Source organism: Amycolatopsis sp. cmx-8-4 (assembly GCF_046548675.1).
GTDB lineage: Bacteria > Actinomycetota > Actinomycetes > Mycobacteriales > Pseudonocardiaceae > Amycolatopsis.
This window is the reverse complement of sequence record NZ_JAEBDZ010000001.1, coordinates 702,205-720,891: the sequence shown is the minus strand read 5'-3', so window position 1 is coordinate 720,891 and position 18,687 is coordinate 702,205. Positions and strand designations below refer to the sequence as shown.

General features: G+C 71.0%; 14 protein-coding genes. 6 read left to right on the top strand and 8 right to left on the bottom strand.

The window, feature by feature from the left end; all coding sequences use genetic code 11:
• Positions 1–3: 3 nt before the first annotated feature.
• Positions 4–504 (bottom strand): GlcG/HbpS family heme-binding protein, encoded by a 501-nt coding sequence (locus tag ACLJQZ_RS03545; protein ID WP_410618516.1) that lies wholly within the window; start codon positions 502–504, stop codon positions 4–6.
• 174 nt (positions 505–678) lie between these two features.
• Here ACLJQZ_RS03545 and ACLJQZ_RS03540 point away from each other — a divergent pair, with 174 nt between their 5' ends.
• A complete protein-coding gene (locus tag ACLJQZ_RS03540) occupies positions 679–1,779 on the top strand; it encodes a sensor histidine kinase (RefSeq protein WP_410618515.1) in 1,101 nt (366 codons plus the stop codon).
• Positions 1,776–2,462 (top strand): response regulator, encoded by a 687-nt coding sequence (locus ACLJQZ_RS03535; protein WP_410618514.1) that lies wholly within the window; start codon positions 1,776–1,778, stop codon positions 2,460–2,462. Before ACLJQZ_RS03540 ends, ACLJQZ_RS03535 begins: the two co-directional genes overlap by 4 nt.
• Before the next feature lie 4 nt (positions 2,463–2,466).
• On the opposite strand, the gene ACLJQZ_RS03530 is transcribed toward ACLJQZ_RS03535, so the two are convergent.
• Together ACLJQZ_RS03530 and ACLJQZ_RS03525 are read right to left on the bottom strand one after the other, a co-directional pair.
• Positions 2,467–3,399, bottom strand: coding sequence for a hypothetical protein (locus ACLJQZ_RS03530; protein WP_410618513.1), 933 nt, complete (start codon positions 3,397–3,399; stop codon positions 2,467–2,469).
• The gene (locus ACLJQZ_RS03525; RefSeq protein WP_410618512.1) at positions 3,396–4,037 is read right to left on the bottom strand and encodes a vWA domain-containing protein; all 642 of its coding nucleotides are present in this window, start codon (positions 4,035–4,037) and stop codon (positions 3,396–3,398) included. The genes ACLJQZ_RS03530 and ACLJQZ_RS03525 overlap by 4 nt, the downstream gene beginning before the upstream one ends.
• Positions 4,038–4,185: 148 nt before the next feature.
• Here ACLJQZ_RS03525 and ACLJQZ_RS03520 point away from each other — a divergent pair, with 148 nt between their 5' ends.
• A complete protein-coding gene (locus ACLJQZ_RS03520; RefSeq protein WP_410618511.1) occupies positions 4,186–7,101 on the top strand; it encodes a tetratricopeptide repeat protein in 2,916 nt (971 codons plus the stop codon).
• Between the two features lie 91 nt (positions 7,102–7,192).
• Here the strand turns inward: ACLJQZ_RS03520 and ACLJQZ_RS03515 are convergent, their stop codons facing one another.
• Complete coding sequence (locus tag ACLJQZ_RS03515) at positions 7,193–7,384, bottom strand: hypothetical protein (protein WP_328644927.1); 192 nt, start codon at positions 7,382–7,384, stop codon at positions 7,193–7,195.
• A gap of 144 nt (positions 7,385–7,528) precedes the next feature.
• The gene (locus tag ACLJQZ_RS03510; protein WP_410618510.1) at positions 7,529–8,761 is read right to left on the bottom strand and encodes an MFS transporter; all 1,233 of its coding nucleotides are present in this window, start codon (positions 8,759–8,761) and stop codon (positions 7,529–7,531) included.
• Positions 8,762–8,832: 71 nt separating this feature from the next.
• Between ACLJQZ_RS03510 and ACLJQZ_RS03505 the strand changes: the two genes are divergently transcribed.
• The 3 genes from ACLJQZ_RS03505 to ACLJQZ_RS03495 all read left to right on the top strand — a co-directional run bounded on the left by ACLJQZ_RS03505 (position 8,833) and on the right by ACLJQZ_RS03495 (position 15,005).
• Entirely contained in the window at positions 8,833–9,687 is an 855-nt protein-coding gene (locus ACLJQZ_RS03505) for a LysR family transcriptional regulator (RefSeq protein ID WP_410618509.1), read from the top strand.
• A 177-nt stretch (positions 9,688–9,864) separates the two neighbouring features.
• Positions 9,865–13,113 (top strand): GH92 family glycosyl hydrolase, encoded by a 3,249-nt coding sequence (locus tag ACLJQZ_RS03500; RefSeq protein ID WP_410618508.1) that lies wholly within the window; start codon positions 9,865–9,867, stop codon positions 13,111–13,113.
• Between the two features lie 128 nt (positions 13,114–13,241).
• Positions 13,242–15,005: an ATP-binding protein gene (locus ACLJQZ_RS03495; RefSeq protein ID WP_410618507.1), complete on the top strand. Its 1,764-nt coding sequence runs from the start codon at positions 13,242–13,244 to the stop codon at positions 15,003–15,005.
• 100 nt (positions 15,006–15,105) lie between these two features.
• Here ACLJQZ_RS03495 and ACLJQZ_RS03490 read toward each other — a convergent pair whose 3' ends face one another.
• The 3 genes from ACLJQZ_RS03490 to ACLJQZ_RS03480 all read right to left on the bottom strand — a co-directional run bounded on the left by ACLJQZ_RS03490 (position 15,106) and on the right by ACLJQZ_RS03480 (position 18,687).
• Complete coding sequence (locus ACLJQZ_RS03490; protein ID WP_410618595.1) at positions 15,106–16,164, bottom strand: glycosyltransferase; 1,059 nt, start codon at positions 16,162–16,164, stop codon at positions 15,106–15,108.
• Positions 16,165–16,285: 121 nt separating this feature from the next.
• Positions 16,286–17,749 carry a serine/threonine-protein kinase gene (locus ACLJQZ_RS03485; protein ID WP_410618506.1) on the bottom strand — a complete coding sequence of 488 codons (1,464 nt, stop codon included), beginning with the start codon at positions 17,747–17,749 and terminating at the stop codon, positions 16,286–16,288.
• 137 nt (positions 17,750–17,886) lie between these two features.
• Positions 17,887–18,687, bottom strand: coding sequence for an inositol monophosphatase family protein (locus tag ACLJQZ_RS03480; protein WP_410618504.1), 801 nt, complete (start codon positions 18,685–18,687; stop codon positions 17,887–17,889).

Genomic DNA, 18,687 nt, shown 5'->3' with positions numbered 1-18,687 from the left:
ACGTTACTTGCCCAGCGCGTCCACGCCGGCCTGGGCGAACGTCTCGTCCTGGGCGCCCGACGGCGCTCCCGCGACGCCGACCGCGGCGATCGGGGTGGCACCCGCGGTCACCGGGACCGCGCCGGCCAGGAACAGGGTGCCTTCGATGTCCTTCAACGTCGGGGTCTGCTGCAGGCGACCCACCAGCTCGGACGTCTTCGCGTTCCACGAGACCGCCGTGAACGCCTTCTGCTGCGCCGAGCTGTAGGACTGCGGGCCCGCGCCGTCGCCGCGCAGGGTCAGGACCGTGTTGCCGTCGCGGTCCATCACCGCCACCGACACGTGCTGGCCGGCCTTGGTCGCGGCGTTCAGTGCGGCCTGGGCCGCCTTCTGCGCGGAGGCGATCGTCAGGCGTGACGTCTGGACGACGCCGGTAGCCGGAGCCGCGGTGGCCGACACCGCGCCGACCGTGGTGACGGCGAGCGCGGCGACAGCGGCGGCGATGCGGGTGCGGGTCGAGATCATGGTGCGCTCCTCGGGATCGTGGGGTTCGATGACTCCAGCTTCAGCCCGCCACGGGTCGACGCGGTCGGTGCGTCGGCGACGTTTCCCGCGTCGACCGGCCGACATCCGGGTCAGCCGATCGGCTGATGCGCGGGCACCGCGCCCGGTCGACGCTGAGAGCGGAGGGGAGCGAACATGACGACGGCCGACTCCGACGCGCGGTGGCTCGCCGCGGTCATGCACTCGGCGTTCTTGCTGCTGGTGCTCGCCTCCGCGGTCCGGTTCCTGACCCGCCACGACGGCAGCCCGCTGGCTCCCTGGGTGATCGCGCTGACCGCGGCCCTCGTCGTCACGTACGGCGTGGGGCTGGTGAAGCCAGGCCTGGTCTGGCTGGTCGTCGTCCTGGTGTTCTGGGTGGTGCTGGTGGTGCTCGCGCCCAGCTTCGCGTGGTCGGCGATCCCGCTGTTCGTCACGGGCCTGCGCACGCTGCCGACCGGCCCGGCCGTCGCCCTGGTCGCCGTGGTCACCGCGCTCGTGGTCGTCTCGCAGAACCGGCTGGCCGACGGCTTCGACCCGAACCTCACCGTCGTGCCGATCGCCATCGCCCTGGTCACGACCGCGGTGATCACCTTCATGCGGCGGCAAACCGAGCGGCTGCGCGAGTCCGAACGGAACGCCGGGGTGCTGGCCGAGCGGCACCGGGTGTCCCGCGAAATCCACGACGCCCTCGCGCAGGGCCTGTCCAGCCAGGCGATGCTGCTGCAGGCCGCCGACCAGGCATGGGCGCGGCCCGAGCTGGCGCGCGAGCACCTGCGTTCCGCGCTGCGCGTCGGCGCCGGCAACCTGTCGGAAGCGCGCCGGCTCGTGCAGGACCTCGCGCCCGCCGATCTCGCCGACGCCACGCTCGAAGCCGCGCTCCACGCCGTGGCCGACCGGCAGACGCGGGCCGGGCTACCGGCCGAGGTCCGCGTCGACGGCGCCGAGCGGCCGTTGCCCGAGCGCGTTCAGTCCGCTTTGGTCCGCATCGCCCAGGGCGCGCTGGCCAACGCGCTCGAGCACGCGGGAGCCGGCCGTGCCGTGGTCACCCTCACCTACCTCGACGACCAGATCGTGCTCGACGTCGCCGACGACGGACGGGGTTTCCTTGTGATAAAAGCAGAACCCGGCGAACGCGGCCACGGCCTGCCGGCCATGCGGGCCCGCGCGCAGCAGCTCGGTGGCCGCCTGACCGTCGAATCCGCCCCCGGCCAGGGCACCGTGATCTCGGCCGCGATCCCGTTGGAGACTTCCCCATGAGCTGTGACAACCAGGGCTCCGCCCTGGGCCGGGGGCTCCGCCACCCGGAACCCCCGAAAAACCGCATTCGCGTGCTGGTGTGCGACGACCACGCCGTCGTGCGGGCCGGGCTGCGCGCCCTGCTGGCGGGCGCGGACGGCATCGAGGTCGTCGCGGAGACGGCGAGCGGGGAGGAAGCCGTCGCGACCGCGGCCACCGTGCGCCCGGACGTCGTCCTGATGGATCTGCAGCTGGGCGCCGGCATCGACGGGATCGAGGCGACGCGGCGGATCCTCGCCGATCCCGGCGCGCCCCGGATCCTGGTCCTGACGACGTACGACACCGACGCGGACATCACCCGCGCCATCGCCGCGGGCGCCACCGGCTACCTGCTGAAGGCCGGGTCCGCCAACGAGCTGTACGCGGCGATCGAGGCGGCCGCGGCCGGCCGCACCGCGGTGTCCCCGCCGGTCGCCGACCGGATGATGGCGCAGCTGCGCACCCCGCGGCCGTCGCTCACCGATCGCGAGCGGGACATCCTCCGCCAGCTCGCGCAGGGGCTGGGCAACCGCGAGATCGCCCGCGCGCTGTTCATCAGCGAGGCCACGGTCAAGACCCACCTGAGCCGGATCTACGGCAAGCTCGACGTCGACACCCGGGCCGGCGCCGTAGCGGTGGCGAAGGAACAACGACTGCTGGACTGACCACTCACGGCTCGTCGTCCCACCTCGCGCCGTACGCAAGCCCTGGAGTCAGCCCACGGAACCGCAGGTGGACCTCCCCCGCCGAATCGACTGGGTGGCGGCGGCCGCTGTACGCCGGGTCCGAGACGTCTCGCTGGAACGCGCCCTCCAGGGTGCGGACCTCGCGCGGGTGCTCCAGTCCGAAGCGGACGCGCAGGTCGAACGAGTCGCACAGGTGCCGGGGTACGCACACCATGTACGGCCGCAGCGCCGCCGCGGACGGCAGGCGGAACAGGGCCGCGACTTCCCAGGACTCGCCCCGGGCCAGCGGGCGGGGCAGCTCCAGGCCGTAGCCCCAGCGGTCGCTCGCCTCCATCCCGCGGTCCACCAGCGTGCCGCCGTACAACACCGTCACCGACAGGTCCTGACGACCGGCGGGCAACGACACCGCCAGGTCCAGCGAACGCAAGCCGTCCTGGTCGGCGACGATCCGGCGTTGCTCCAGGATCTCCGGCTGCGGCTGGTCGAGGACCATCGCCACCGTCAGCGACGTCGAGTGCCAGCGGTCGGCCGGGGACGCGGCCAGCGCGGCCGAAGCTCCGGTGGCCAGCTCGGCCAGCAGCTCGATGGCCTCGTCCACGCGACGGCGGACCGTCCGCGGGTCGCGGTCGACGCGCATCGCCGCCCACTTCACCCGGTCCTGGTACAGCGGCTGGCGGGCCTCCGCGCAGATCGCGAAGGCCGCCAACGCCGCCAGCCGCAGGTCCTCCGGCAGGTGCTCGGCCAGCTCGGACAGGCGGCCGGCCACCTTCTGGCGGACCGTCGCCAGGCCGTCCTCTTCGGTCACTTCGCAGGCCAACCGCAGCACCGGGCCCACCCGCTCCTCCAGCCTGCCCAGCAAGCCGCGCCCCTTGCGCAGGGTTTTCAGCTCCTGGACCAGTTCTGCGCGCCCTCTCACCGCCGGTCTCCTTCAGTGCGTTTCCATGACGTCTCCTTTCTGGACAGGATGCGATCGGCCGGTGGACGGGAAGTGGACAGAACGTGCATCACCGAGGCGATCAACGCCGTGCCCACGCGGACGCCGTCGCGGCCGAAGTACGTGCGGAACGTGCCGATCCGGCCGAGCGCGTCCTCGTCCGCGTCGCCGACGCCGAACGCCACCACCCGGGGACGGCGCGCCCACGCCGGGTCGGTCAGCGAAGCGAACGCCGCCGGCCAGGTCACCGGGTCCGTCGGCTGGCCGTCGGACAGGAAGAACACCACCGGGCGGTGCACCTGCAGCCGGTGCTTTTCCAGCCCGCCGACGTCCCCGTCGATGACCTCGCGCAGGAACGTGAACGCCGGCCCGAAGTTGGTGCCGGCGCCCGCCCGCGGCGCGGGCAGCTCGGCGAGGTCGTCCATCGGGAGCAGCGGCTGCACCACGTGCGGGGTCTCCCCGAACCCGATCACGCTGCAGAGGATCCGGCCGGTGACCGACGCGTCGGCGTGCACGGCGCCGCGGAACTCCCGCAGCCCGGTGTTCAGCTCGTCGAGGTGATCGGCCATCGAGAGCGACACATCGCAAGCGACGTAGCACGGCAACACGTCGGACCCCATACCGGTTTCTCCCTCACGCCCCTGGTTCACCGGCGCAGCCTGGCAAGGGCGTGTGTATCGAACGTGCAGGAAATGCGGATTTTCGAAACCCTTTCGGCCGATTGCGCGATGTCATTTGCGGACAGCAAGCTGGCGCCGGGGAGGCCGCGTGGAGTTTCGGATGCTCGGCCCGCTCGAGGCGTGGCACGACGGCGCCCCGGTGCAGCTGGGTGACCAGCAGCAACGGTTCGTCCTCGTCGTGCTGCTCTTGAACGCGAACAAGCCGGTGACGCCCGCGCGCCTCGCGGAGATCGTCTGGGCCGGGCGGGAAGCCAAGCCCACCATGGTGCGCGGCTACATCAAGCGGCTGCGTGACGTCGTGCAGGACACCGACGTGACCATCGAGACGACCCCGACCGGCTACCTGCTGCGGATCGGTGACGCGCAGCTCGACACCGTCCGGTTCGACCGGCTGCGGACCGAAGCCGCCGAGGTCCGGACGCGTGATCCGCGCCGGGCCGTCGAGCTGCTGCGCGAGGCCGCCGGCCTCTGGCGCGGGGCGTTCCTCGAGGACATCGACATCGACCGCGTCGGCGGCCCGGAGGTGGTCTTCCCGGAGGAAAGCCTGCCCGACACCGTCGGCGACCTGGCCGAGCTGGAGCTGGAAACCGGGGACCACCGCTCGGCGCGCGACCGGCTGCGGCCGCTCGTCCGCTCCGACCCGGCCGGCCAGATGCACGCCGAGCTCCTCATGCGCGCCTTGATCGCCGGCGGCGACCGGGTGGGCGCGCTGCGCGTCTTCAACGGCACTCGCGACGCCCTCGCCGAGCTGCGCATGGAACCGGGTCCCGTGCTGCGCAACCTCGCCGCGCGGGCGGAGCACGGCGAACCGCCGAGCTCGCTGCCGTCGCGGCCCGGCGGGTTCACCGGCCGCGCCGCGGAACTCGCCACGATCGAGACGGCGGCCACGACCGGGCGGCGCGCGGTCTGGGTGAGCGGCGCGCCCGGCGTCGGCAAGACCGGGCTGGCCGTCGAGGCGGCCCACCGGCTCCGCGACCGGTTCCCCGACGGGCAGCTCCTCGCGCGCCTGAACGGGTTCACCCCCGGCGTCGACCCGGCGAGCGTCGGCGACGCGCTCACCGAACTGCTCGTCGAGCTGGGTGTCCCGCCGGAGCAGATCCCGGCCACCGTCGGCCGGAAGGCCACGCTCTACCAGACGACGCTCTGGGGCACGCGCACGCTGATCGTGCTGGACAACGCCGCGTCACCGGAGCAGATTCGGCCACTGCTGCCCGAGGCGGACGGCTGCCTGGTCGTCGTCACCAGCCGCCGGATGGGCGACGCCGACACCGGCGACTCCGTCCGGCTTTCGCCGTTGGCGCCCGAAGAAGCCGTCGACCTGTTCCACGCGCTGACCGAGCCGCCGCGGGTGCGCGGCCGGGCGGCGGCGGTGGCCGAGGTCGTCAAGCGGTGCGGGTTCCTGCCGATGCCGGTCCGGGTGGCGGCCGCGTTGTTCCGGCGGCACGAGCGGTGGCCCCTGGAGCACCTGCTCCACCTGCTCGAAGAGAGCGGGCCCTGGGGTGAGGAAGACGGCATCGCCGCCGTCCGGGTGTCGTTCCAGCAGCTCGGCGAGCCGCAGCGGGCGATGTTCACGCTGCTGGGCAGCCTGCCCGGGCCGGAGGTCGACGTCACCGGCGGCGCGGCGCTGGCCGGTTGCGACGTCGGCGAAGCGCGGTCACTGCTCGACGACCTGCACGAGGTCAGCCTGCTGGAGGAGGCCGCGCCCGAGCGGTACCTGATGCTCGACCCGCTCAAGGAGTTCGCCGGCGCCGAACCGGCGCCCCGGCAAGCGCTCGTGCGGCTGCTCGACTTCTACCTGGTCACGCTGGCGGCCGCGGTCGGCGCCGCGTACCCGTTCGACAAGGCCCAGCTGCCCGCGACGGACCGGTCTTCCGCGGTGACGCCGGCCTTCGCCGACACCGGCGCGGGGCTGCGGTGGATCGTCGCCGAGCGCGACAACCTCGTGGCCGCGATCCGGTACGCCGCCCAGCACGACCTGCCCGAGCACACCTGGCGGCTGGCCGTGTTGCTGTGGCGCTACTTCAACACGACCAACCAGTTCGAGGACTGGATCGGCACGCTCGAGCTGGCCTGGGAGACCGTCGCCGCCGACCCGGGCAACGACTACGGCCAGGCGCACGTGCTGCTCCGGCTGGCGACCGCGCACGACCGGCGCGGGCAGCTGTCCGAAGCGCTCGAGCTCGCGGCCCGGGCGTTGCCGAAGTGGCGCCGGCTCGGCGACCCGCGCGGCGAAGCGGCGACGTTGTGCGCGCTCGCGATCCCGACGATGGAGCTGGGCCGGCACGGCCAGGCGATCGCCCACCTCGAAGCGGCGCGGGAGAAGTACGAACAGACCGAGGACCGGCGGGGCGAGGCCCACGCGTTGAGCATGCTCGGTTACCTCAACGAGCTGCACGGCAACTTCGCCGTCGCCATGGAGCAGAACGCGGCGGCCGCGCGGATGCTGCGCGAAATCGGCCACATCCAGGGCGTCGCGCACACGCTGAACAACCTCGGGGCCGCGCAGGAGAAGCTCGGCCTGCTCACCGAGGCGCTGGCCAGCTACACCGAGGCGCACGGGCACGCCGCCGAGGTCGGGGACCACGTCGTCGAGGCGTACGCGCTGAACAACATCGGCAACGTGCACCGCCAGCAGGGCCGGTTCCCCCAGGCCGTGCGCTACCACGACAAGGCCCGCGAGGTGGCGGCGAACGCGCCCGACGCCGACCTGCAGACCCAGCTCTACCTCGACCGCGGCGCGACCGCCCTCGCCCAGGGCGCCCACCGCGACGCCCTCACCGCCGGCAAGGCGGCGCTGGATCTAGCCGATGGCCACGGGAACCGTACGTACGAGGCCCGCGCGCACCACGACATCGCGAAGACGCTGCACGCGATGGGCGACCACGAAAACGCCGTCACGCATTGGGCCGCGGCCGAGCACGGGTTCGCCGAGCTCGACCTGCCGGACGTCGAGCGGGTGCGCGAGGAACGCGCGAAACTGGAGTGCGCCTGCCGCCGACCGTGATATCCGCCGGATGACTCACCATTTCGACGGCGCTGTTTCGCCGCCCGTCACCGGACCGGTCACGAACCGATCGTGACCGGCCCGGCGCACCTCAACCGTGCCAGGGGTTGCCGTCGGTGCCCGCGGGCGGCGGGGTGGTGGTGCTGGTGGGCGGCGGGGGCGGGGTCCCGCCGTCGTCGCCGTCCGCGAACGCCGAGGTGGAACCGATCAGCGGGGACGCCGCGATGATGCAGAACGCGAGCACCGGGCCGCCGATTCTGGCCAGCTTCTTGGGCAAAGACATGACGAATCCTCCTTGGGAAAGGTGTTTGATCGGGGCTTTCTGCGGTATTTCCGCGCCCTGCGATCAGGATTCGTCACGCACGAATTCACAACAAGGAGTTGCCTGTTGACTAACGAAGCAGGAAACAGGAAACAGGCGAAGTCATCAGGCGCGACGGCCCGCGACAATCGCCGCGCCGGTAACCAGCAAGACACTCACTGCGACGAGTACGACGGCCGTCGTGGTGACGTTCAGCAGGGAGCCGAGGATCGCCACACCCAAGGCCGCGCCGGTCTGGCGGGCGGCGTTCAACGCTCCGCCCGCGATGCCCGCCAGCTCTCGCGGCGCAGAGCCGACCACGGCGGTCAGCAGTGACGGGATGGCCAGTGAGACCCCGAAACCCAGTAACACCAACGCCACCACCGAAAGAGCGGGGGCCAGCGCCTGGAGCAGCGTGCCGGCCGACATCAGGAGGAAGCCCGACACCGCCGGGATCCGGGGGCCGATCCGGGCCACGAGACGGCCGGTGAAGATCGGGTTGAACGCCGTGGGGATCGTCAGCGGGAGGAACGCCAAGCCCGTCGACGACGGTGAATAGCCTCGCGTTTCCTGAAAATACAGCGACAGTACGAACAGAACACCCGACAATGCGAAGTTCACCATCGCGCCCGCCAGCAGGTTCCGGGAAATGAGGTGGGACGGGAGCATCGCGTCCGGACGGCGTTGGGACATCACGAACACCGCCGCGGCCAATGCGGACGGCAACAGTACCCACCAATTCCGCTCGACCAAGGCGTACGTCAGCGTCGACAACGCGATCACCGCGGACACCTGGCCGGTCAGGTCGGTGCGGCGGGGTTTGGGTGGGGTAACCGGGGCGTGGCGGGACAGGGCCAGGGCGATCAGCGCCACCGGGACGTTCACCACGAAGATCGCCCGCCAGCCGAACGCCTCCGTCAGCAGGCCGCCCAGCAGCGGGCCGGCCACCAGGCCGGTTCCGCTCACCGCCGCCCACACGCCCATGGCCTTCGCGCGGGACGCGGGTTCCGGGTAGGCGACCGCGATCAGGGACAGCGACGACGGCACCAGCAGGGCGCCGGCGATGCCCAGGAGGGCGCGCAAAGCGATCAACATCGGGACGGAAACCGCCAGCGCCGACAGAAGCGAGAGCGCCGCGAACGAGAGCAAGCCCAGGAAGAAGACCCGGCGGGCGCCGTAGCGATCGGACCACGCTCCCGCCGTCAGGAGGAACGCCGCGAACGTCAACGTGTAGCCGTTCGAGATCCACTGCTGCTCGGACAGCGATGGGGCGAGGGCCGGGAGCGCGACCGTGACGATCGTGGTGTCCAGCATGACCAGGAAGTAGCCCAGCGAGAGGCCGGTGAGGAGTCTTGGCACGGCCTCGAGCCTGGACGCTCCGTGACTTCGACGGAAGCAGGGAGTTACGATGGCCGGTATCGGGAACGCCGATGGGGGACACCATGGAACTGCGCCACCTGCGTACTTTTCGCGTCGTCGCGCGGACGCTCAACTTCACCCGGGCCGCCGGTGAGCTGCACTACGCGCAGTCCAGCGTCACCGAACAAGTGCAGGCCCTCGAAGCCGACCTCGGGACGCCGTTGTTCGAGCGCGGACGGCGGTTGGCGCTCACCGCGGCCGGGGAACGGCTGGTGGGGTACGCCGATCGGGTTCTCGCGCTCGTCGAGGAGGCCAAGGCCGCCGTGGACGACGAACGTGGCGAACCCGAGGGCGAGCTGACGATCGGGGCGCTCGAAACCCTCTGCGCGCACCGGGTTCCGGGGATGTTCAAGGAGTACCGGCAGCGGTGGCCGCGGGTGCGGGTCTCGGTTCGGGAAGGCGGCCGCGGCGAGCTGTACGCGGCCGTCCGGGAGTCCGAAATGGACGTTTGCTTCACCTTCGGGGACACGCCCGCCGATCCCGCTTTCGCCAGTGAGGTGCTCGGCACGGAACCGCTCGTCGTGATCGTGCCGCCGGGACACCCCTTGGCGGACAAAGCGGAGATCCGGCCCGGCGATCTCCACGGCGTCGGGTTCCTTGCCACGCAACAAGGCTGCGGCTTCCGGGAGATGCTGGACCGGATCGACGGGCCCGTCGTCGAGGCCGAGGTCGGGAGCCTGGCCGCGTTGTGCCGGTGCGTCGCGCAAGGGCTGGGGTGCGGGATCGTGCCCGGGATCGTCGAGCACGCCGGCGCGACGGCGATTCCGCTGGCCGGCGCGGAAACCAGCGTCACCATGACCTGGCGGCGGCGGGACGAACGCAAGCCGAGCATCGCCGCGCTGCTCGCCGTCGCGCGGAACCCGTGAACGTCGGGTGCCCGCCACTCGCCGACAACGCTGTCAGTGACGATGGCCGGTTACTGCGCGAAGCGGCCGGTTGAGGGCTTCTCAAACGCCCACCGAGGTGGAAAGGTGCTCACCGGACCGAGGACGTCACCGAAGGTCCGCTTCTGACAACGTTGTCATCTCTTGGGAGGTGCGCCCATGTGGTCGCAGAGCAGACGGTTGGCCGCCGCGGTGGCCGCGGGGGTGGTGGTCGTCGGCCTGGCCCCCGCCGTGGCGCAAGCCGCGCCGGCGCCCGCCGATCCGGTGTCGCTGGTGAACCCGTTCGTCGGCACGCAGAACTTCGGCAACACCTTCCCCGGCGCGAGCGCGCCGTTCGGCATGGTGCAGGTCAGCCCCGACACCGGCGGGCAGGGTGGGTACGACTACCTGCAGAACGCGATCTACGGCTTCAGCCAGACGCACCTGTCCGGCGTGGGCTGCGGCGTGATGGGCGAGCTGCCGATCATGCCGACCACCGGCGCCGTCGACAACGTTGACAAAGACGCCTACAAGTCCACCTACAGCCACGACGACGAGCACGCCGAGCCCGGCTACTACCGCGTCGGCCTGCAGAAGTACGGCGTGAACGCGGAGCTGACGGCGACCGCGCGCACCGGCTGGCAGCGCTACACCTTCCCCTCGACCGGCCAGGCGAACGTCCTGTTCAACACCGGCCAGGCCAACCAGTCCGTCAAGGACTCCGAGATCCACGTCGTCGGCGACCGGACCCTCGAAGGCCGCGTGCGCGCCGGCGGGTTCTGCGCCGGGCACGACGAGCACACCGTCTACTTCACCGCCACCTTCGACCGGCCGTTCAGCTCCTACGGCACCTGGCGCGGCTCGACGCGCACGCCCGCGAGCCGCGACGCCGCGGGCACCGGCGGCAACGGCGCCTGGGCGAGCTTCGACGCCACCACCGACCACGACGTCGTCCTCAAGGTCGGGCTGTCCTACACCGGGCTCGACGGCGCGCGGAAGAACCTCACGGCCGAGACGAACGACAGCTACGACTTCGACGCCACCCGCGCCGCGCTGCACCAGCAGTGGGCCGACCGGCTCGGCGCGATCAAGATCGGCGGCGGCACCACCGAGCGGCAAACGGCGTTCTACACCGCGCTCTACCACTCGCAGCTGCACCCGAACCTCGCCGGCGACACCGACGGCACGTACACCGGATTCGACGCCAAGGTGCACACTGCCGCCGGTTACACGCCGTACCAGAACTTCTCCCTCTGGGACACCTATCGGCCCCAGAACCAGCTGCTCGAAATGCTGGAACCACAGGTCGCGCGAGACGTCGCACTGTCGGTCGTCGCCATCGGCCGGGACGGCGGCTGGCTGCCGCGCTGGGCGCTGGCCGAGAGCGAAACCAACATCATGACCGGCGACCCGGTGACGCCGTTCCTCGTCGAGGCGTGGTCGAAGGGCCTGCTCGCCGGGCACGAAGAAGAGGCGTACGCGCTGCTCAAGAAGAACGCGACGAGCACGCCGCCCGCCGATTCGCCGTACAACGGGCGTTCCGGCGTCAACTACTACAACGACCGCGGCTACATCCCGAGCGGGCTGACGCTCGGCACCGACTGCGCGGCCAAGGGCGGCGACAACGACTGCGAGCACCCGGCGTCGGCGACCATGGAGTACTCGGCGGCCGACGCCGCACTGGCGTTGATGGCGAAGGGACTGAACCACCAGGCCGACGCGCGGATGTTCGCCGACCGCGGCCAGTGGTACAAGAACCTCTGGGACTCCTCGACGCAGGCGTTCCGCCCGCGGACCACCGAGGGCACCTTCCTCACGCCGTACAACCCGGTCGACGCCGACCACCAGTTCCACGAGGGCGGCGCCTACCAGTACCAGTGGCTCGTGCCGCAGGACCCGGCCGGGCTCGTCTCGCTGATGGGCGGCAAGCCCGCGACGGAGAAGCGGCTCGACTCGTTCTTCGTCTACGACAAGCTGCTCACGGACCCGGCGGGCACCGCGCGCAACGACTGGATCGCCAGCCCGTACGACTACTACGGCAAGCCGACGTACAACCCGAACAACGAGCCCGATCTGCTCGCGCCGTACATGTACAACTGGGTCGGCGCGCCGGCGAAGACCGCGACGGTCGTCCGCGCGGCGATGACGCTGTTCACCACCGGCCCGGACGGCATGACCGGCAACGACGACCTCGGCACCATGTCCGCGTGGTACGTCTTCTCCTCGCTCGGGCTGTACCCGACGATGAGCGGCGCGAACTTCCTCGCCGTGTCGAGCCCGCAGTTCGATTCGGCGACCGTCCGGATCGGCCAGTACGGCCGGTCGCAGGGCGGCACGCTCACGGTGAACGCGCCGGGCGCGAGCGACACCAACCGGTACGTCCAGAGCGTGTCGCTCAACGGCCGCGACGTCCGGCAGACGTCGCTGGACTGGCCGGCCCTGGCGCACGGCGGCACGCTGAACCACAAGCTCGGGTCGAAGCCGTCTTCGTGGGGGACTTCGGCCGGTGCCCAGCCGCCGTCGGTGAACAACGCCGTCGGTGACCTGCGGCGGCACGTCGACGCGTCGCTGCGGCAGACGTCCGTGGTCATCCCGTCCGGCGCGGCGCAGCAGGTGCACCTCGACCTGGACGTCGTCGCGCAGAACCCGCTGCTGCAGCCGGTGACCGTGACGGCAACCGCGCCGGCCGGGTGGAAGACGAAGGTCCAGCCGATCCAGGTGATCTGGTCCGGGCGGCTCCCGACGTCGAAGACGGTGCCGATCACGGTGACGGTGCCCGCGGGCACCGCCGCCGGGACGTACCCGGTGCAGGTCAAGGCGTCCGGGCTGGGCGCGAACACGGTTTCCCGCTCGGTGTCGATCGAGGTCCGGACGCCGTCGGCGTGCGCCTCCGCCGGGACGCAGTGCGCGGTCGACCTCGGCCGCGACTACAACCACGACGGCACGGCGACGGTCGCCGCGTCGTCCGAGGGCAACTTCGACGGCGGCGGTTGGAGCTACGACGCCGCGCTGCTGCCGGCGGCCGGGCCGGTGACCTGGGACGGCGTCACGTACGCGGCGCCGGACGCGTCGGGAACCGCGTCGAACTTCGTCGAGGCGCGGGGCCAGTCGCTGCTGCTCCCGGCCGGGCCGCACGCGGCGCTGCGGCTGGTCGGGTCGTCGCACAACGGCCCGGTGACGACGACGCTGACCGCGCACTACACGGACGGCACGAGCGCCGCCCTCGCCGCGACGTTCGGCGACTGGGCCGGCGCGGGCAGCCCGGTGGTGCTGGACATGCCGCACCGGATCAAGGCGGGCAGCGGCATCGACGGGCCGGCGGTGCGGCTGTTCGGCATCTCGGCCGCACTGGACGGTGGCAAGACACTGCAGTCGGTGAGCCTGCCGAACGACCCGCGGATCGAGATCTACGCGCTCACCCTGGCGTGACGGTTCGGTTCGCCGGGGCACCGGCGAACCGTTCCGCCACGCCAGGGAAGCGCTCAGTAGTCATCCGCTACCCCGTGCAACATACTAACTAGCATGCGAACTAGCATGTCAATTGATATGTCGCCGGCGTGACGGAGCAGCAGGTGCAGGATCAGGAGCTCACGGAGATCGTCGAAAACCTTCGGGTCCTCGGCAGCGACGTCTCCGATGTCGAGGTCAAGAAAGCGGAAGGCGGTCTGCCCCGCTCGGCACGCGACTCGCTCGTGGCGTTCGCCAACACCCGCGGCGGCACCTTGATACTCGGCTTGGACGAACAGGCCGGCTTCGAACCGACCGGACTGTCCGACCCGGCGAAGATGTCATCGGATCTGGGCGCCATGTGCGCGACCGACATCGAACCACCTCTTCGACCGCACATCGGCATCCACGAGTTCGAAGGCGTTCGTGTCCTTGTCGCCGAGGTTCCTGAACTACCGCCGAATCGGAAGCCTTGCTTCAGCCGAGGCGCCGGAATCAGCCAAGGCAGTTTCGTCCGGGTCGGGGACGGCGATCGGAAGCTCACCAGCTACGAAGTCCAGCTTCTGCTCGCGAACCGGGGCCAACCGCACGAGGACGAGGCTCCTGTTCCCGGCACCGGTCTCGACGATCTGGATCCGACGCTGGTCGAGGCCCTGATGACGCGGCTTCGCACTCGCCGTCCCTATGCGTTCAGCGAACTCGACGACGTCTCCGCGTTGAGACGGGCGAAGGTGCTGGTTCTCGACGAGAACGGCGCTGACGTCGCCAGCGTGGGTGGGCTCCTCGCTCTCGGCCGGTATCCGCAGGAGCGTTTTCCTCAGCTCATGCTGACCTTCGTGCACTACCCGACTCCGGACGGCGCGAACACCGCGACGGGCGAACGCTTCGTCGACAACGTCGTGGCCGAAGGACCGATACCGGTGATCGTCCGAGATGCGCTGCTCGCCGTCCGGAAGAACATGACGAGACGATCAGTCGTGCACGGAGCCGGGCGAGCGGACAGCTGGCAGTACCCCGAGGCGGCGCTCCGCGAGGCCATCGTGAATGCCCTCGTCCACCGCGACCTGTCGCCGGATGCACGAGGTACCCAGGTACAGGTCGAGATGTACCCCGATCGCCTCACGATCCGGAACCCCGGCGGACTGTTCGGTCCGGTGACGGAAGAGCAGCTGGGCGAAGAAGGTATCTCGTCGGCGAGAAACGCCGGCCTGCTGCGCATCCTGGAAGACGTGCCGATGCCGGGCGGCACGCACGCGATCTGCGAGAACCGCGGTTCCGGGATCCGCACCATGATCAACGCTCTTCGGCTCGCACGCATGAGCCTGCCGGAGTTCAAGAGTCGCGTGAGCACCTTCAGCGTCACCTTCCCCAACCACACGCTGCTCGGGGACGAGACGATCGAGTGGATCAACTCGCTGGGCGAACACGGACTGTCCGAGAGCCAATGCGTCGGACTCGCGATTCTTCGGGACGGCGGCTACCTCGACAACCAGAGCTACCGGACGGAAACGCGGGTCGACTCTCGAGTGGCCACCCAAGAACTGGGTGATCTCATCGCTCGCGAGCTCGTGGTGCAGACCGGGAATCGACGCTGGGCGAGGTACCGGCTCGCACCGGCGCTCGTACCCGGTTCGACCACGACCACGGGTTCCGCTCAGCGGCGAGCCGATCGCCGTAGGGAAATCCTGGACGCTCTCACCACCGGCGAACGGTCCCGGTTGGAACTGGCGGCAGCCACCGGTCTCACGGACCAGACCGTGTCCAGATGGCTGCGCATCCTGCGGAGCGAAGGTCTGGTCGAAACTACGGAAATCAACGTCCGGAACCCCGCCACGCGGTATCGGCGGACTGCCAAGATCGCGCTGGACGAATAGCGCGATGCCGGCCTTCGCCGTCGTCATGACGCCCAAGCTGTGCGGCGACCGGCACCTGCTGAACGCTCGGCCTCGGACCTCGCGACCGCACCACAAAGGGTCAGGCGACGATGCGTGGCTCCGACGCCAGCCGTGACAGCACCTGCGTCAGCCGTCTTGCCGCGACGTCCCATTCCTCCAGTGCGCTCCCCCGGCCCAGCGCCGCCGTGCGCAGTGATCGGCGCAGCTCCGGGTCCGCGTACCAGCGGTGCAGTGCGTCCGCCAGGGCGAACGGGTCGTTCGGCGGGACCAGCAGGCCCGGCATCTCGCCGTCCGCGTCGACGCCCAGGGCGTCGTAGACCCCGCCCACCTCTGTCGCCAGCACCGGGATGCCGCGGGCCAGTGCCTGCGCCACGAACATGCCCGACGCGCCTCCGCGCGACGGGATCACCAGCAGGTCCGCCGCGTTGTAGGCCGCGCCCAGGTCCACCGCGTCGCCGGACAGCGTGATCCGGCCGCCGAGGCCGAGGCGCTCGATCGACCAGCCCAGCTCGTCGACGTAACCCCGGGACATCTCGAGCGAGCCGACGCAGACGCACGACAGCGCCAGGTGGTCGACCTCGCCCAGCGCCGCGACCAGCACGTCCTGGCCGTTGCGGCGGGTGACGTCGCCGACGCACAGCAGGCGGGACACGCCGTCCGCGCCCGCGGCCAGCGGGGCCGCGTCCGTGCCCGGCTTCGCCACGTAGACGCGGCTCGGGTCCAGGTCGTGGCGGTCGATCAGCAGCCGGGCCAGCCACGGGCTGGTCGCGACGACCATGCCGGCCATCCGCAGCGTCTCGCGCTCGCACGCGTCCAGCTCCGCGCGGCGCGCCGGGTCGAGGCCGGGCTCGTCGGCGAGGGCCTGGTGGACCAGCACGGCCAGCCGCAGCCGTCTCGCGTGGGGGACGACGATCTCGGGGACGCCGGCCGCGATCATGCCGTCCAGCAGCACCACCGTGCGGTCGGGCAGCGCCATGAGCGACCGCGCGAGCCGTCTGCGAGCCGTCGCGTCGGGCTCCGGCCAGTCGCCGGCGATCGGCAGCTCCAGCACCGGCTGCCCGACGGCGGGCAGGTTCTGGCACATGCGCTTGTCGTAGGTGTCGCTGCCCGGCGGCGCGGCCGGGAGGATGAAGACCATCGGGTCGGCGGGCCTCATCGCGGACGCCGGGGCAGGGCGGTGGAAACGGACACGGCTACCTCCAGGCGCGGTCGACGACGATGACGGCTCATCTGTCACACGTGGCCGGCACCGGGTCGGTTCAGCCCTGTCCGTCGATCATCCAGACGCCGTTCTCCTGGACCATGGTGAAGGTGTCGTTCTCGGCCTGGCCGCCGTCGTAGGCGACGTGCGCGGTGACCTTGTTGAGCCCGACCTCCTTCACGCCGCTGGCGGTCACCGACTTGAACCGGCCCCAGAAGCGCGTGTACGTCTCATACGTCTGGCCGCGCGACGTCTTGAAGTGGGCGGTCAGGAGCTTCCACGCCTCCGCCGGGTTGCCCGGGAGCAACTGGTAGTAGGAGTTGAGCGCGTCGGCGGCGTTCTTCGCGGAAGCCACCGTCGAAATCGTCGGTGACGTCGGCGGCGCCGACGTCGGCGGCGCCGACGTGGGCGCGGGTGTCGGGGACGGCGAGGCCGAGGTGGTGGCCGAAGCCGAGGTGGACGGCGCGAGCGAGGCCGGCGGCGCGGCGTTGTCCTGCGGCGGCTTCTGGCGCACGACCAGCAGGATCGCCACGACGACCGCGACGCACAGCAGCGCCGCGCCCGCGCCGACGGCGATCATGCCCTTGCGCGCGCCGGGCGACACCGCGGCGACCTCGCCCGGCGGGGGCGGGATGACGGCCGAGGCCGGCATGGCGGCCGGCGCCTCCGGGATCGTCGCCGCGAGCACGGCCTCCCCCGGCTCCTCGTCCGTCAGCAGCGCCCGCAGCTCCCGCTCGACCTCGTCCATCGACGGCCGCTCGGCGGGTTCGGGGGCGAGCATCCGCAGCAGCAGCGGGGTCAGCCGCTCGGCCTTGACCGGCGGCTCGATCTCCCCGCTCGACGCCTTGTAGAGCAAGGCGATCGGGTTGTCCGAGGTGCCGTACGGCGTCGAGCCCTCGACGGCGGCGTACAGCGTGGCGCCGAGGGAGAAGACGTCGGCGGCGAAGCTCGCGTCCTCGCCGCGGGCGATCTCGGGCGCGAGGTACGCGGGCGTTCCGGCGATCTCGCCGGTGGCGGTGAGCTTGACGTCACCGATCGCGCGGGAGATGCCGAAGTCGGTGATCTTCGCCGTGCCGTCGTCGGAGACCAGGATGTTGGCCGGCTTGACGTCGCGGTGGACGATCCCGACGCGGTGCGCGCCCGCCAGCGCGGAGCTGATCTGGGCGCCGACGCGGATGGCGTCGTCGACGGAGGTCGGTTCCTCCTGGATCAGGACGGCGAAGCTCTTCGACGGCAGGTACTCCATCACCAGCCACGGCCGGTCCTCTTCCTCGAGGACGGCGAACACCGTGATCGCGTGGGAATGCTGCAACCGGGCCGCGATCCGCGCCTCGCGCATCGCGCGGTTCTTCGCTTCTTCGGTGCGGTCCTCGTCGTGGTCGTGCGGCAGCAGGAGTTCCTTGATCGCCACCGTGCGGTCGAGCCGCTCGTCCTGCGCGCGCCACACCGTGCCCATCGCGCCGCCGCCGATCGGCTCGATCAGCCGGTACCGATCGCGGATCCGGCGACTTTCCACGAGCATCCACCATTCTCCGAAGCGGCCGACGAGATCCGGCCAGCATGCCAGGCTCATCCGCCGACCGGTACCAACGTAACCGAAAACCTTGCGCGGACAGTGCAATCACGCACGTGGCGCTGCCCACCGTGTACCCGGAAATCTTAACGAACAACCCCATGGGCACGATCAAGCGCGTCCACGATCTCCTTGCGCAGCCCGGCACCGACGGCGATCGTGGCCGTGGAATCGACCGAATGCTCGCTGCCGTCGCGGTCGACGACGGCGCCGCCGGCCTCGCGCACCAGCAGCACGCCGGCCATCGTGTCCCACGGCTTGTTGGCCAGAATCAGTGCTGCGTCGAGCTTTCCGTCCGCCACCCACGCCAGGTCGATCGCCGCGCTGCCGTACATCCTGATCTTCTGCACCCGCGCGCCGAGGTCCGAAAGGAGCAACAGCCGGGCGCGGTTCTTCTCGTCCGCGAGTTCCCCGATCGCGAAGTCACCCACGGCGATCATCGCGTCCGACATCTCGGTCGCGGCGGACGCGCGGACGCGCTCCCCGTTCGCGAACGCACCTTCGCCTTCCGCGGCCGTGTAGGTGACGCCCAGATACGGCAGCGTGATCGCCGCGACCGTGCTCTGCGTGCCGTCCACCAGCGCCAGGGAAATCCCGCACAGTGGAATCCCGCGGGCGAAGTTCGCGGTCCCGTCGATCGGGTCGAGCGCCCACCAGCGATCACCGCCGTCACCGCTGCGCCCGCGCTCCTCGCCGAGGACGCCGATCTCCGGCGTCTCGGCGGCGAGGAACTCGCGCAGCGCGTCCTCGACCGCGGTGTCGACGTCGGTCACCAGGTCGCGATCACCTTTCGCGGAAACGGAAAAACTCGGGCGCGACCGGATGATCGCGGTCGCTTTCGCCACGGCTTCGCGCGCGACGTCCAGCAGTGCGGCATGCTCGCTCAT